Here is a 15,104-nt window from a genome sequence, read left to right on the forward strand (position 1 = left end):
TCTGCCTGTATGTTTGCCGGCTGTGGTAACAGGAATGGCTATATTGTCCGGGCTTATCGTCAGGCAGTTGTGAAAGCGGTGTGAGACAGGGAAATTTTTAATATCTAAAGGAGTATTTATGGGAATGATAGTAAATGATCAGGAAGGAGGGTGGCATGAGCTTGGCCGGTCTTTTGTGCCGGGCGGCGGTCAGGAGCCGTTACTGGTGAGGGAGCGGAGGGAGAAGCTCAGCTTTTCTTTTGGCAACCTGGAGCTGGTGGAGCTTTCATTGCCCGACATCTACATTGTGTATGGAGATATGCAGTTAAAACATTCTCATTTCAGGATCCGGTCTATGGATATGCCGGATACGGTGGAGCTGCATTTTTCCCTGGGGGGCGAAGGGATATTGGAAAACCATGCCTGTGGCCGGACTTACCACTTCCGTCCGAATGAGCATAACATTGTATATATCCCCGAATTTGACTGTAGCATCAGTTATGCGAATGACCAACCTTTCCGTTTTTTTGAGATTCATTTTTCCCGCAGTCGTTTTTTAGAGTTGGCAGAGCATACCACGGAGACGATGCAACGTTTTCTGGAGAATGTGGATAAAGGCCGGCATGGTGATCTGGGACAGGAAAGTATGCCTATTACGCTTCCAATGCACCAGTGTTTACAGGAGATTATGCATTGTAAGTTTACCGGTGGACTGAAGTTGTTGTTTCTGCAAGCTAAGTGTATGGAGGTGCTGACCTTACAGGCAGAGGCTTTTGACAGGGTTAGTCAGCGGCAGCCACAGACGGTTATCCGTTCGGCTTATGAAAAGGAACGTATCCTTTATGCACATGAATATCTGCTGTCACATATGGCGGAACCTCCTTCCCTGGAGCAGCTGGCGACTATCGCCGGTATCAATACGTTCAAGCTGAAGAACGGATTTAAGGAACTGTTTAATAATACGGTTTTCGGGTTGCTTACTGATGTACGGTTAAATACAGCCAGGGAGCGTATCCTTTCCGGCGAAGCTATTAAAGACGTGGCGGATGAACTGGGTTATTCCTCTGTCCAGCATTTTGGTACTGCTTTCAGGAAGAAGTTTGGTGTTACCCCTGGCACAATAAAATAATAACAATAAATATCCCTTCCCCTTTGTCTTCGCTCATCAGGAGTATCAGTATTCATCACATTAAATCACAGTTACTACATCATAGTTATCTATTTCTAATACAGAATTAACAATTACATAATAACTTCACGCAAAATTTTGATAATTATATCGAACTAATTAAAATTTTCATGAAAGTTCTTGTTCAATTTTAGAAAGTTTACCTATCTTGAACCAGATTTTCACGTATAGAAAGATCGCTTTGTTATTAAATTGTGACCAGTGCAAAATTATCAATCAAGATGGTGTCTGATCGCCAAGAGTTATTCAAGAAGACAATACTGAAACACCTTTATTTCAACAAGGAGTTGTCCTGTACCGACCTGACGCAGTTGACCGGCAAGAGTCTTCCGCATACAACCAAGGCATTAAATGAGCTGGTGAAAGAGGGATTGGTGATGGAATCGGGGTATGCCATTTCTACCGGAGGGCGCAGGCCGCAGATGTATTCTGTGCGGCAGGATTACATGTATATACTTTCTGTGGCGATGGACCAGTTTATGACCAGTATATGTATACTGGACATGGGCAACAAACTGATCGGAGAAGAGCACGTACTGGAATTGAATTTATCTGCTCATCCGGATGGTATTTCCATACTGGGGCAGGAGTTGAAGCAGGTCATTGAGCAATCGGGTATTCCCAGAGATAAGTTTGCCGGCATTGGTATTGGCATGCCGGGATTTGTAGATGTCACAAAGGGTGTCAACTATTCTTTTTTTGACACGTCTGTCAACAGTATTAACGAATATCTGGAGTTGGTGACCGGTGTACCGGTGATTATAGATAATGATTCGAGCCTGATAGCACTGGCGGAATGGAAGCTGGGTGAGGCCCGCAACCGGCAGCATGCTTTGGTGGTGAATATTGGCTGGGGCATTGGTTTGGGCATGGTATTGAATGGCAGCCTTTTCCGCGGAGAAAACGGTTTTGCCGGTGAATTCAGTCACATTCCTTTGTTCACCAACAATAAGATCTGCAGTTGTGGTAAGATGGGTTGTCTGGAAACGGAAACATCGTTGTCGGTGATTGCAGAAAAAGCGATGGCTGGTATCCGGGATGGCAGGACCACTGTTATGAAAAATCTGTCAATGGAAAACAGGATCGCCACTTATCATCAGATCATGGATGCGGCGATCAAGGGAGATAAATATGCGGTAGAGTTATTGTCGGAGGCAGGGTATCATATAGGCAGGGGGATCGCGATACTGATCCATCTGTTTAACCCTAAACTGGTGATACTGAGCGGACGGGGAACGAAGGCCGGCAAGTTATGGCTGGCGCCCGTGCAGCATGCATTGAATGAGCACTGTATACCAAAAATCGCTGAGAATGTAGAGATAAAAATTTCGTCGCTGGGCTATGCTGCGGAGAGATTAGGTGCAGCAGCACTTGTTATGGAAAATATGGACAGAGGCCAACTGAAATAAGCATCATTTTAATTTTTTAAGGATCATCAAATATAAAACGGCACCGGAAGGCTGTATGGGGCTTCGTGTGCTGTAACAAAACTGTGTCTTCATTTATTTCATAAAAATCAAAATTTACCGCAATGAAAAGGTGGTTAGGCTTTTTGCTGCTAACTTGTTTAGTGGCCATCTGCTGTCAAAGCGTTTATGCGCAGGAGAAAAAATGGGTATCCGGTACCCTGAAGGATGGCTCCGGCGCTCCTATTATCTATGCAACCGTACTTGAAAAAGGTACTACCAATGGTGCTACCACCAATGAAAAAGGTGCTTTCCGCCTGCAGGTGGGTTCGAATGCTACCCTGGTGATCACCAGTGTTGGTTTTACCAAACTGGAAGTACCAGCAGGTGGTAATCTGAACCTGGTGATGGAAGATGCTTCCAAAGGATTGAATGAAGTAGTGGTAACCGCTTTGGGTATCAGCCGTCAGAAAAAATCCGTGGGTTATTCCATGCAGGAAGTAAAAAGCAACACGCTGGTAGAGGCGCATGAAACGAACGTGACTAACGCGCTGACCGGCGTGGTGGCAGGTTTGCAGATCAACCGCTCCAGCACCGGCCCTGGTGGTTCTTCCAAAATCAACCTGCGCGGTAATAATTCCCTGACAGGTAAAAACCAGCCACTGATCGTAGTTGACGGAGTACCTATCGATAACTTCGTGGGCGTAGTAGGTGGTAAAGACGGTACCAACGATTACTGGAATCCTTCCACAGATATGGGTAACGGTCTGGCTGACCTGAACGCCAATGATATCGCCAGCATGTCTGTACTGAAAGGCCCTGCTGCTGCTGCGCTGTATGGTAGCCGTGGAGGTAATGGTGTGATCCTCATCACCACTAAAACCGGTAAGAAAAACAATGGTGTAGGTATCACGGTATCGTCTACACTGGGTTTTGAAAGCATTTTCATGCGTCCTGAACGCCAGAAAACCTTTGGACAAGGTTTAAATGGCTCTTTCAGCCCGACAGAAAGTGCGAGCTGGGGTGCGAAGATCGAAGGCCAGGAAATATCCAACTGGGATGGTAAAAAAGAAGCACTTCGTTATTACGACAATGCAAAAAGCTTTTACGGTACAGGTGTGAATCATAACCAGAATATCTCTTTCCAGCAGCAACTGGACAAAACTTCTGTGTACACCTCCCTGAATTATATGAACGACAAGAGCATGGTGCCTGGTACCAAATATTCCCGCGTAAACCTGACCAGCAGGGTTACCAGCAAATTTGGCGCTCAGGACAGGCTGACCACCGACTTCAAGGTACAGTATAACAATACCAACGCGTTAAACAGACCTGCCACAGGTTCTAACGCCAGAAACTACGCTACCCTGTTGTATACCATGCCTACTTCTATAGATGTTACCCAGTTCAAAGATCCGCTGAATGAATTCGGTAAAATGCGCTGGTATTCCAATGGTAATGATGTAAACCCTTACTGGTCCAGCAAGTATATGCTTAACCAGGATATCCGTAACCGTTTTATCATGAACGGTAGTGTGAAATATCAATTCACTGATTGGTTGAATGCGGAAGTAAAAGCGGGTGGTGATATGTATACTACCAATTTCGATAGCAAAACATATGTAGGTAGTCCTTCATCTCCTAATGGTGCTTACAGTGTCGGAAAACAGACTTTTTCTGAAATCAACTACAGTTCACTCATCACTGCCAAAAAAGATAACCTGATTGGTAAACTGAGTGGTACTGTGAGCGTTGGCGGTAACCTGATGAAACAGAAGAGTACCCGTCTGGCTACTTCTACCGGTGAGCTGGTGGTGCCTAACCTCTTTATGATCAACAACTCTGCTGGTAACCCCAGTATTACCGATGAACAGTTTGATCACCGGATCAATTCCCTGTATGGTGTAATGGGCCTTAACTGGGACAGTTATCTGTTCCTGGATGTAACAGCGCGTAATGACTGGTCTTCTACACTGAGCCCTGATAACAGGTCTTATTTCTATCCTTCCGTAAGTCTGTCTTACCTGTTCACTGAGCACATCAAATCACTGCCTGAGTGGCTGAGCTATGGTAAGGTAAGAGCTTCCTACGCTGTTGTGGGTAATGATATGAACCCTTATCAGCTGTATAATACCTATGTGATTGGTAAAGATCCGAATGGTAATGTTACTGCCGCCAGGAAGAATATCTTCTTCGATAAGAATGTAAAGAGTGAGCTGATCAAATCAAAGGAAATAGGTGCTGAATTCCGTTTTGTGGACAGCCGCTTTGGACTTGATTTTACCTACTACAAAACCAATGCGACCAATCAGTTAATCGATTTACCTATGGATCCTGCCAGTGGTTATGCTTACAGGAAAATCAACGCAGGTAATATCCAGAACAGTGGTATCGAGATCATGGCAGATGCTAAAATCCTGAACGAAGGAAAACTGGTATGGAATGTTTCCGGTAACCTCTCTATCAACCGTAACAAAATTATTGATATCAACAGTGCTGCAGGTATAGATATCTATCCGCTGGGTGGTTTTGATGCCGTGTCTATCCTGGCTAAATCCGGTAGCCTGTATGGTGATATTTACGGTAGTAAACTGAGCCGCGTAACGGATGTGAAGAGCCCTTATTACGGTCAGGTAATAGTAGATAAAAACGGTCTTCCTTCTATCGACGGAAAGAGTGTATTGCTGGGTAATCAGCAGTCCAAAGCAATGGTAGGTATTACCAACAATTTCGTCTACAAAAACTTCAGCCTGTCTTTCCTCGTGGATGCACGTATTGGTGGCGAGATGTATTCCGTTACCCAACTGGCTATGCAAAAATCCGGTACTGCGGCTGCAACTGCACCTGGTGGCGTAAGAAACGACATGGTAGTATCTGGTGTAATAGACAACGGAGGTGGCAATTATGCGCCTAATACAAAATCCATCACACAGCAGCAATACTGGAGAGCAGTGACCAGTGGTAACCTGGGTGCTGGTGAGATGAATATCTATGATGCTACCAATATCCGTCTGCGTAATGTGCAGGTGAACTACAGTCTGCCTAAAAAAGTATTTGGCCGTATGCCTATACAGGCAGCGAAAATTGGAGTATCCTGCAATAACGTATGGATGATTTCCAGCCATATGAACGGACTGGATCCTGAGTCTGTATTTGCGATAGGTTCCAACGCTACCGGTTTTGAAAATGGTGCGCCTCCAACCACCCGTTCTTTCCTGGTGAACCTTAGCCTTAGTTTCTAACCTTTAATTGCAACTGAAATGAAAAGAATCCTCATAAAATCAGGTTTGTCACTGGCAACTTTTTCCATGCTGTTGTCTGCCTGTAATAAATTTGAAGACCTGAACAAAAACCCGAAGGAAGCTAATGAAAGCCAGGTGCAGGAAGAGTTTCTGATCAATGGTTCTATCATCAATGCACAGATGGACCCGGGCGTAGCTGAACGTTCCTTCGTGTTGATCTGGAAAGCCGCTGCTCACCAGCAACTGGATGATGGTATTACTTCCGGTATCGGAAATGATGAATGGTCCAATGCTTATTATACTTCCTGTACTGGCTGGCTCACCAGCATTAATGCTGCCATTCAGCTGAGTGAGCAGAAAATTCAGGCCGGCTCTGTTAATGAATATACCAGCAATCTCCTGCAGGTAGCCCGTATCTGGCGTGCTTATCTGTTGAGCGAACTGTCCGACAACTATGGTCCTGTTGCTATAGATGCTTATAAGAGCACTAATCCTGACTTTGCGAGTGTAAAGGATGTGTATTATTATCTGCTGGCTGAACTGAAAGATGCCAGTGCCAAGCTGAAAACAGACCAGGCTCCTACAGAAGCCATGAAAAAGCTGGACCCTGCATATAACTACGATTTCAAAAAATGGCAGCGTTATGCTAACTCCATGCGTCTGCGTCTGGCCATGCGTTTATCTGAAGCAGATCCTGCCAAAGCCAAAGCAGAGTTTGAAGCTGCAGTATCCGGTGACCTGATCACTGATATGAGCCAGGCTTTCCAGGTACAGGAAAAACCAGGATGGGACCCGCTGACCGGTGTAATGAGCCGCGAGTGGAATGAGCAGATGATGTCTACTACCATGGAGAACCTCTATAACGGTTTAGGTGGTGTTAAAACTGCTGACCAGCTGACTGATGCTGTTTACCAGCCTTATATCAGACCAGCTGACTGGGCAGGTCTGCAACTGACCGACCATTTCCCGACTACTTCCAATGATCCGCTGGCTGGTTTCTGGTTTGACGGTCTGCCTCAGACCATCGATCCACGCGCCTATAAAGCGTTTATCCCTGGTGGTGATTTCTCCAATCCTAACTTCTGCCGCTATCCTTCCTGGAACCGTAAGGCATGGGAACAAACAGCGCGTCCGCTGATGAAAAATTCTACAGACACTGCTGTATTACTGGATGGTAAAATGGCCTGGAATGGCTCTACCAACGGTGACTGGGGTGATAAAGGAACCAACAACCGTTCCTACTTCTGGCCTGCGGCTTATCCCCGCATGACGCAGCAGTTCCGCAGCAGCACCAGCAAACGTATCTTCTTTGCTCCATGGGAAGTACAGTTCCTGATTGCAGAAGCAGCCGTAAGAGGATGGAATGTTCCGGTATCTGCCAAAGCAGCCTATGAAAAAGGTATCGCGCTGAACTTCGAATACTGGGGCGTATCCAACTTCCTGGGAACCTACCTGGCTTCCAGCGATTACAACACAGTAGGTACTTCCGTAAACTTTGACCATATTGCTGAGCCTCCGGTAAGCCATACCATGAACTTCAAAAATGGTTATACCGGCGCAGCCGGCACTGTGGATATCAAATATCCGGTTAACAATCTGTATAAAAACGGATCTGCGAAAAATGACCAGCTGACCAAAATCATTACGCAGAAATATATTGCGCAAATGCCATGGTTACCGCTGGAAGCATGGAATGATCAGCGCCGACTGGGATTACCATTCTTCGAGAATCCGAACGTAGAACAGGCACTGCCTGGTCTGCCGGCCCTCAGCTCTTCCAACTACATGACGAGCAGCGTGAAGAATTTCCCGCAGCGTATCAAGTATCCTGCTCTGGTAAGAAATACCAATCCGAAAGGATATGATCAGGCCGTACAAAATCTGGGTGGTGCAGAAGAAATCACTACGCCGCTGTGGTGGGCTAAAAAACAATAATTTTTTGCCTAAACCATAACTGTCACCGGGGCTGACCACATCATGGTCAGCCCCTTTTATTTATAAAGCCGCCATTTCTTTCAGGAAGATATCTTCCACCATTTTTATTTCCTTGTAGTAGATGGTTTTTTTCCTGGACCCGAAATAAAGTGTGTTCTCCACACAAACATCCCCGTCCCATACTACCTTTATTTTACCGCTTTTAATCTCATCCCGGCAAAGAAAATCAGGTATGATGGCAAACCCTTCGTTGCCACCCAGGCAGCGTACAATAGAGCTGATATTGGGCACAATATAGTTGGGCTTGAAGTCGATGTTCTGCCGCAGGTTCAACTTCCAGAAACGTTTGAGATGTTCCATATCAGCAGCGGTGCTGTACCATATCTGTTGTTTGAGCCATTGCTCCAGTTCGGCTATCCTGGCTGATTTGAGCCGTTCGTCTTTTACAGTGGCATCTTTCAGTAATGTTTTAAGCTGTTTGATATTGGTGCTGGAACCGCATACCATCACGATTTTTTCTTTGGAGAAAGGTTTGAATTCGAGGTTGGGCAGATCACTTTTTTCCGGCGTCACGATCATGTCCAGCACGCCTTTGTCAAGGTCATGGATCATTTCGGGGTATAAACCGAATTTGACGATCACATTAAACGGGAGGGAAGAAATATATCTTTCGAGGGTGAACTGAAATGTCTCGAAACACATACCGATGCTGATGGTGGCGCGGCCTTCCCGGCTGCTGCGGTGAAACACCTGTTCAGCCATTTCCAGGCGGCCCATAGGCTCCTGGATAAAGTTGTACAGCACTTTAGCCCTTTCTGTAGGGACCATCTTTTTGGCAGAGCGGTCAAATAAGGTGTAGCCGGTGGCCGCCTCCAGGGAATTGAGGTGCAGGCTGACGCCGGGTTGCGAAATATATAAAGCCTGTGCTGCCGCGGTAAGGGTACCTTTCTCATAGATGGTTTTAAAGGTCCGCAGCCATTCCATATTAAGATTCATGATCTATCATTTTTCTGATGCAAAGGTACAATTTAACTTATTTTGATGATAGTGTTATCTGTGTGAATTTTGTCCTGTGAAATTTTTAAAACGAATTTGGACATGCTTTTTACACAACATACAGTAGGAAAAATTACACTGAACAACAGAATCGTGATGCCACCTATGACCCGCTCCAGAGCTGGTGAAGGAGATGCTGCCACCGATATGATGGCCGAATATTACGGACAAAGAGCTTCTGCCGGCCTCATCATCGCGGAAGGCACACAGATAAGCCGTCAGGGCCAGGGTTATGCCTGGACACCTGGTATCTATAGCCCCGAACAGGTAGCCGGCTGGAAAAAAGTAACTGCAGCCGTACACCAGAAAGGCGGACGCATATTTGCCCAGTTATGGCATGTGGGCAGGTTATCCCATGTATCGCTGCAGCAGGACGGGGCGTCACCTGTGGCTCCCTCCGCTATCCTGGCCGAAGGCGTAAAAGTCGCGATACCAGCTACCAGCAAAGGACCTGCCGGCGGTGTGCTTATGGAACAGCATTCCATGCCACGGGAACTGACCATCCCTGAAATCAAAGTCATCGTTAAAGAATACGCTGAAGCTGCCAGAAACGCCATCGCTGCCGGATTTGACGGGATTGAGCTGCATGGGGCCAATGGTTACCTGATAGAACAATTCATCGACTCACAAACCAATCATCGTACTGATGAATACGGTGGCTCCCTGGAAAACAGATTACGATTTCTTAAAGAAGTGGTGACCGCTGTGGCCGACGCTATCGGCAAAGAAAAAGTAGGCGTGCGTCAGGCGCCGCTTACCACGCTGATGGGCGCGCAGGACGACCATCCGGAAGAAACCTACATCGCGGCCGCTAAAATGCTGAATGAAATAGGCGTCGCCTATATCCACGTTGCGGAAGCCGACTGGGAAGAGGCGCCTGTAATGTCTGCCGGTTTCAAGGAAGCCTACCGTTCGGCTTTCTCCGGCACGATGATCTATTCCGGTAAATACACCAAAGCCAGGGCCGAAGAGGCATTACAGAAAGGATGGGCAGACCTGATCGGTTTCGGCAGACCCTTTATCGCCAACCCTGACCTGCCTTACCGCCTGCAACACGATCTCCCGATGAATACACCCGACAGGACCACCTTCTTCGGTGGTACCGAAAAAGGATATATTGATTACAGCTTTTATCAGCAGCCGGCATCGGCACAAGCATAGCATAGTGGCATGATAAGCCCGGCCATGGCTGATCCGCAAAGCCGGATCAGCCATGGCCGTTTTGTGTAACCGTTGCTGCCATATCTCTGCAACAGTGGTTATCTTTGGTAGATAACGACTCCCTATGTCTCCCAAAATCTACCGGATAAAGACTTTTTTCCTTCCTTTTCTGTGGATACTCCTGTTGTTTATAACAGGCTACAGCTTCCTGAACTGGCTGTTGTTTACCCATTATGCTGTTTTCCCGGTAAGGGAAGAAATACTGGATGTTGGATTGCCGGTTGTATTGAGTTTAGTGCCAGCCTGGGTATGGATGTGGCCCCGCATCAAAATGTTTTCGTTGCGTGAGAAGGCTGATGGGTTGTATTATTTTGTGGTGATCCTGGGAGTGGTCATTCCTTCCGTGATAACGCAATCGTATATACGAAAATTAAATGAAGGTCTGGTAAAACTGAACACTATCAGTGAAATCACACAATATCACGCTGATGCTTATCAGGTCAATAAACTGTATATCGACAAACGGCGTGCCTCCTCATGGTCGTATGCTACCATAGAAGGCAAAAACAGTACAGCGTATGTTTACCACATTTATATTGCCGCTCCGCTATTGAACGATGTGCGGGATACCGTCAGTACCCAGTGTGCGGCCTGGTACGGTGTAAGGTATCGGGCAACGATCAGCAACCGTTTATCGGAGGAGGAAAAAGACCGGCAATGCCGCCAGTATGCCCTGTTGTGTGAACAGCAATTTCAGGCTGCTGATTTAAAGGATTTTGTTTATCTCGAGCGGTTGGGTAATACGAATCAGCGGCCTTTGTTTCTGCAGGCAGCTGCCAGGAATCTCTGGTTCCAGGCCCCGGAAAATATAGTGCTGATGCCTGTGAAGGAATCGTTCGGTATAAGGGCGGATGGTTTTTTGCCCTGGATCTTTGGTACGGTGGCCGCTTTCCTGGCACTCTGGCTGGTTATGTGCCTGTATACGGAGTTAAAGATACCGGAGCAGATGGCCGGAAAACAGCCACCAGACTGGAGGTGGCCAGCAACCCATCTGCTTGCCTGGATGATGGGTTCTTCTTTGTTCTTCGGGTTGATAACGCATGCGGTGGCCTATGGCCTGACAGCATTGGGCGCCAGTTCGCGGCCACTGGTACAGGGTGGTCAGTGGTGGCGGTTGTTACTCAGTATTTTTCTGAACATTACCATTTTACAGGGCTTCTATACCGTGGTTTTTTACCTGGCAGGTTATATACTGGAGCCATTGCTGAAATGGAAGTGGCTGTTGTTATGGCTGGTATGCGGGCTTGCGGGAAATATTATGAGTATAGTTATGAATCCTGACTATCTGTTCTTCGGGGCTTCCGGAGCGGTGTTGGGCTGTTGGGGCTTTTTGCTGGTATTTATTTTTGCTGGTGTGTTTTCGAAAGATACTGGTACCAATCTGTTGTATGCGATAGGGTGCCTGGCGGTGGTGGTATTAGGGCTATTGCTGGGCTTAAAAGGTACTTCCGATAGCGCTGCCGATCTGGGTGGGCTGGCATGTGGTATACTGCTGGGCATACTGTACTACCGGAAGCACCGTGACCTGGCTGTTTATAAAGACTGATATGGCATAGCATTCAATAATATGTATTCCCGGTGATAGCCGTTAAATTTTGCGTCCTTGTCGGAAAGCAGGACGGGCCTGGTGACGATCAGTTCATCGCTGATTACGATGCCTTTACGGAAGGTGGTAATGCCTGTCCAGTGGGATGTGCCGGTTTTGAGCTGCAGCCGTAGTTTTTTCCCTTCCAGGGTAGTGATGTCGAGTTGTTTGGGATCGTTGTCATGTGGCCCTTCACTATGACCTTCTCTTTGCAGGGTGATGGTTTGATGCTGTTCATCTATTGAGATGACTTTTACCGTTTGTGTGCCCACACCGCCCAGTTCCCAGGGGATGGTAATTTTGTTTTGCCAGGTATCTCCTTCGCGGACGCTGGCAGGTATGGGGCCCCAGATCAATTCGTTGTACAACAGGCTGCTGGCGCTGGTATTGGTATAGGTTTTATCCTGGTAGGTATTGTTGCCGTCCAGGCCGATGACGGAAACGGAGCGGCTGATGGGCCGGCCGTCGTAGAGGTCCGCTTCCTGGAATACCGGTTTCAGGGGATTGTTGTCTGTCACCTGATAGGTGCTGGTACCACTGATTCTGAATACGAGGGGGGCGAAACTGTCTCCGGAATAGGTAATGGTCCTCGAATAAATATTGGCCAGTGAATCCCCTTTGGCCAGCTGAGGCATTAAATACGTCTTACCTGTTTGGCATCTGCCTTGATAAGGTATTGTTAATATTAACAGTAGAAATAGTAATGGCTTCATACTTTTCTTATATTTTGATTTTATGGGTTAAAGGTGGGCATAATGTGACAACAGCGGAAATCATTTAAACGGGAGCAAGCATATTTTCAACTACCGGGATTACTCATTCAATATTTCTGTCTGTGCAATGGAGGGGGTGGCATTATTTATCGTCTTAATAGTACTACAACTGCTTTTGATGCTGCAAACCTTTATCTGTACTTGCAAGGGATGGGCCGTGTTTTTTTGCTTACTGTTGTCAGCCCGAATGGTTTGTGGACAAGGTTCCGCGATGACCCGAGGAAAGGTGGTGAACAAATTCACAGAGGAACCATTACCATATGCTACCGTGTACTGGAAATACGCCGATCATGGCGTAATGACAGACAGTGCCGGCGAATTTAAATTAAAAAGAAGCACACGGACCAGCGATACGCTTATTGTCCGCTATGTGGGATATGTTACGAAAGCTATACCGCTGGCAGCTACAGACCAGGTGCCGCTGGTGATACCGCTGGAAGCCACCATGAACGTGGGCGTAGAGGTAAAAGCCAAAATGGACAAGGGGCTGGTATGGTGGCGGCAGGTAGTAGCTCACCGGGCAGAGAACGCACCCGGACATTACAATAGTTATTACGCAGAACTGTATAATAAGCTGGAGATAGATCTCTCCAATATCAACAAACAACGCTGGGAACGTTCGCGTATCATGAAACCGTATGCCTTTGTAGCTCAGCGGGTAGATACCACCTCCGAAACAAAGCCTTTCCTGCCGGTGTTTCTCAGCGAATCCGTTTCCGATTATTATGTGGCCGGCTCTCCGGCCAAAGTGAGGGAAGAGATCCGCGCCTTAAACACCAGCGGTATCAAAAATGAGTCGGTGATGCAATACCTGGGAGGCATCAACCAGAAAATCAATACCTATGATAACTACCTGTATATCTTCGGACGGGAATTTATCAGCCCGGTGAGCAGCGTGGGCGACCGCTACTATCATTACAAAGGATTGGACACCGTTATACAAAACGGTCAGCAATATTTTCACCTTGCCTTTACTCCCCGTCGGGAAGGAGAAAACCTTTTCTCCGGCGACTGCTGGATACAGGCTTCCACCTGGGCTTTGCAGAAGATCAGCCTTTCGGTGTCAGGAGCAGTGAACATTAACTTCGTAAAAAGACTGGACATTATCCAGGAATTCAGCCAGCGCAACGAAAAAGAATGGGTGGTGACCAAAGACCGTTTTATCGTGGAACTGGCTTTTCTGGGGAAAGGAAAAACAACCTTTATCGGCAGAAAAACAACGTTGTACCATAACATCGCTGTGGACCAGGATTTTATCGTCCGGAAACTGAACGAGAACCGCCGTAAGGAAGAAGTAGTAATACCAGACAGTGCCACTGTCATCGGCAAAAGTTATCTGGAACAACACCGCCCTGATCCACTGACTACCAATGAAAAACATGCTATAACGTTGGTGGATACACTAAAATCGATGCCTTCTTTTAAAAAGCTCAGTAACACGCTTACCTTCCTGGTGGATGGGCATATTAAAATGGGTAATGTAGAAATAGGCCCCTGGTATAAGTGGATCAGCCGTAACAGGATAGAAGGGATGCGTTTCCGTTTTGATCTGGGCACTACACCAGAGTTCAGCCGTAATCTGCGATTGTATGGTTATCTGGCCTACGGTACAAAAGATGAATCCCTGAAAGGGAAAATGGCAGTGTCTTATATATGGCCCGGTGATAATGGCTGGAGTACGCTGGCTTCCTACAAAGACGATCTTGATAATAATCAGCGCGGCTTTAACGGAGAGGAGGTATCTCTGGATAACATCTTTGGCCAGGTGGTACGCCGGCATGGCATCCCGCAGAAATTTATCCGCGAACAGGAAATGCAGCTGACGGTAAGGAAGCGGTTCCCTGAGCAGTTTTCTCTGCAGGGCACTGTTTCGCGAAGCCAGTATATCACCTATGATCCGCTGCCACCGCACAGTATATTCCGGTCATCTCCCAATGACAGAAGCCATATCGTGAATGCTGAGCTCAGGCTGGGCTTACGGTATGCTCCGGGTGAGAAGGAAATACGCACTTTCCGCAAAACACGCAGAGTAAAGAGTAATCTGCCGGTGATTGATGTGGCTTATGCAATTGCTCCATCCGGTGTGCTCAACAGCCGGTATCAGTATCATAAAGTTAATTTCAGTATACAGCAGCAGTTTCCGCTTAACCGCTGGGGACGCGTGAATTACATGGTTTATGCCGGAAGGATTTTTGCAGACAAACTACCGTTTGTATTACTGCAGATCCATCCGGGTAATGAAACCTACTATTATAATAAAGATGCTTTCAGCCTGATGAATAAATATGAGTTTGTGAGTGACCGTTATGCGGGCTTCAACATAGAACATAACTTCAATGGCAAACTACTGAACCTGTTGCCTTTTATGCGCAAAACGGGTATCCGTCAGTTCTGGAATGCAAAAGCTGTAATAGGGGACCTGTCTCATGCTAACCGCGTATACAATCAGATAGAATACGGCCGTTATGGTATGCGTTCCCTGGATGGGAAAGTATATACCGAATTGGGTACCGGCTTTGATAACATTCTTCGTTTCTTCCGGGTAGATGCTGTATGGCGGCTTTATCCGCAGAAGGGAAATGTGTCTTACAGCAGTTTTGGTGTGTTTGGGAGTTTCAGATTACAGTTCTGATGTGCTATCTGTCCCGGAAAATAATACGCATTAACAAAAAAGATTAAATAACATGAAAATTATGCCTAAATTGAAGTAACATTAAA

9 protein-coding genes are annotated in these 15,104 nt (G+C 46.7%); 7 read left to right on the forward strand and 2 right to left on the reverse strand.

What is annotated here, in order from left to right:
- Positions 1-118 precede the first annotated feature (118 nt).
- The 4 genes from KD145_RS24660 to KD145_RS24675 all read left to right on the forward strand — a co-directional run bounded on the left by KD145_RS24660 (position 119) and on the right by KD145_RS24675 (position 7,751).
- Positions 119-1,108, forward strand: coding sequence for an AraC family transcriptional regulator (locus KD145_RS24660; protein WP_212002495.1), 990 nt, complete (start codon positions 119-121; stop codon positions 1,106-1,108).
- A 281-nt stretch (positions 1,109-1,389) separates the two neighbouring features.
- Positions 1,390-2,577, forward strand: coding sequence for an ROK family transcriptional regulator (locus tag KD145_RS24665; RefSeq protein WP_212002496.1), 1,188 nt, complete (start codon positions 1,390-1,392; stop codon positions 2,575-2,577).
- 122 nt (positions 2,578-2,699) lie between these two features.
- A complete protein-coding gene (locus KD145_RS24670) occupies positions 2,700-5,816 on the forward strand; it encodes a SusC/RagA family TonB-linked outer membrane protein (protein ID WP_212002497.1) in 3,117 nt (1,038 codons plus the stop codon).
- Between the two features lie 18 nt (positions 5,817-5,834).
- Positions 5,835-7,751: a SusD/RagB family nutrient-binding outer membrane lipoprotein gene (locus KD145_RS24675; RefSeq protein WP_212002498.1), complete on the forward strand. Its 1,917-nt coding sequence runs from the start codon at positions 5,835-5,837 to the stop codon at positions 7,749-7,751.
- Between the two features lie 60 nt (positions 7,752-7,811).
- Here the strand turns inward: KD145_RS24675 and KD145_RS24680 are convergent, their stop codons facing one another.
- Positions 7,812-8,747, reverse strand: a complete 936-nt coding sequence (locus KD145_RS24680; protein WP_212002499.1) for a LysR family transcriptional regulator — start codon at positions 8,745-8,747, stop codon at positions 7,812-7,814.
- A gap of 102 nt (positions 8,748-8,849) precedes the next feature.
- Between KD145_RS24680 and KD145_RS24685 the strand changes: the two genes are divergently transcribed.
- Both KD145_RS24685 and KD145_RS24690 read left to right on the forward strand, forming a co-directional pair.
- Positions 8,850-9,968, forward strand: coding sequence for an alkene reductase (locus tag KD145_RS24685; RefSeq protein ID WP_212002500.1), 1,119 nt, complete (start codon positions 8,850-8,852; stop codon positions 9,966-9,968).
- Positions 9,969-10,092: 124 nt separating this feature from the next.
- Positions 10,093-11,574 carry a rhomboid family intramembrane serine protease gene (locus KD145_RS24690; protein WP_212002501.1) on the forward strand — a complete coding sequence of 494 codons (1,482 nt, stop codon included), beginning with the start codon at positions 10,093-10,095 and terminating at the stop codon, positions 11,572-11,574.
- On the opposite strand, the gene KD145_RS24695 is transcribed toward KD145_RS24690, so the two are convergent.
- Positions 11,562-12,248: a hypothetical protein gene (locus KD145_RS24695; RefSeq protein WP_212002502.1), complete on the reverse strand. Its 687-nt coding sequence runs from the start codon at positions 12,246-12,248 to the stop codon at positions 11,562-11,564. The genes KD145_RS24690 and KD145_RS24695 overlap by 13 nt on opposite strands.
- A 349-nt stretch (positions 12,249-12,597) precedes the next feature.
- Here KD145_RS24695 and KD145_RS24700 point away from each other — a divergent pair, with 349 nt between their 5' ends.
- Positions 12,598-15,018 (forward strand): DUF5686 and carboxypeptidase-like regulatory domain-containing protein, encoded by a 2,421-nt coding sequence (locus KD145_RS24700; RefSeq protein WP_212002503.1) that lies wholly within the window; start codon positions 12,598-12,600, stop codon positions 15,016-15,018.
- Positions 15,019-15,104 lie beyond the last annotated feature (86 nt).

The organism is Chitinophaga sp. HK235, assembly GCF_018255755.1.
Classification (GTDB): domain Bacteria; phylum Bacteroidota; class Bacteroidia; order Chitinophagales; family Chitinophagaceae; genus Chitinophaga.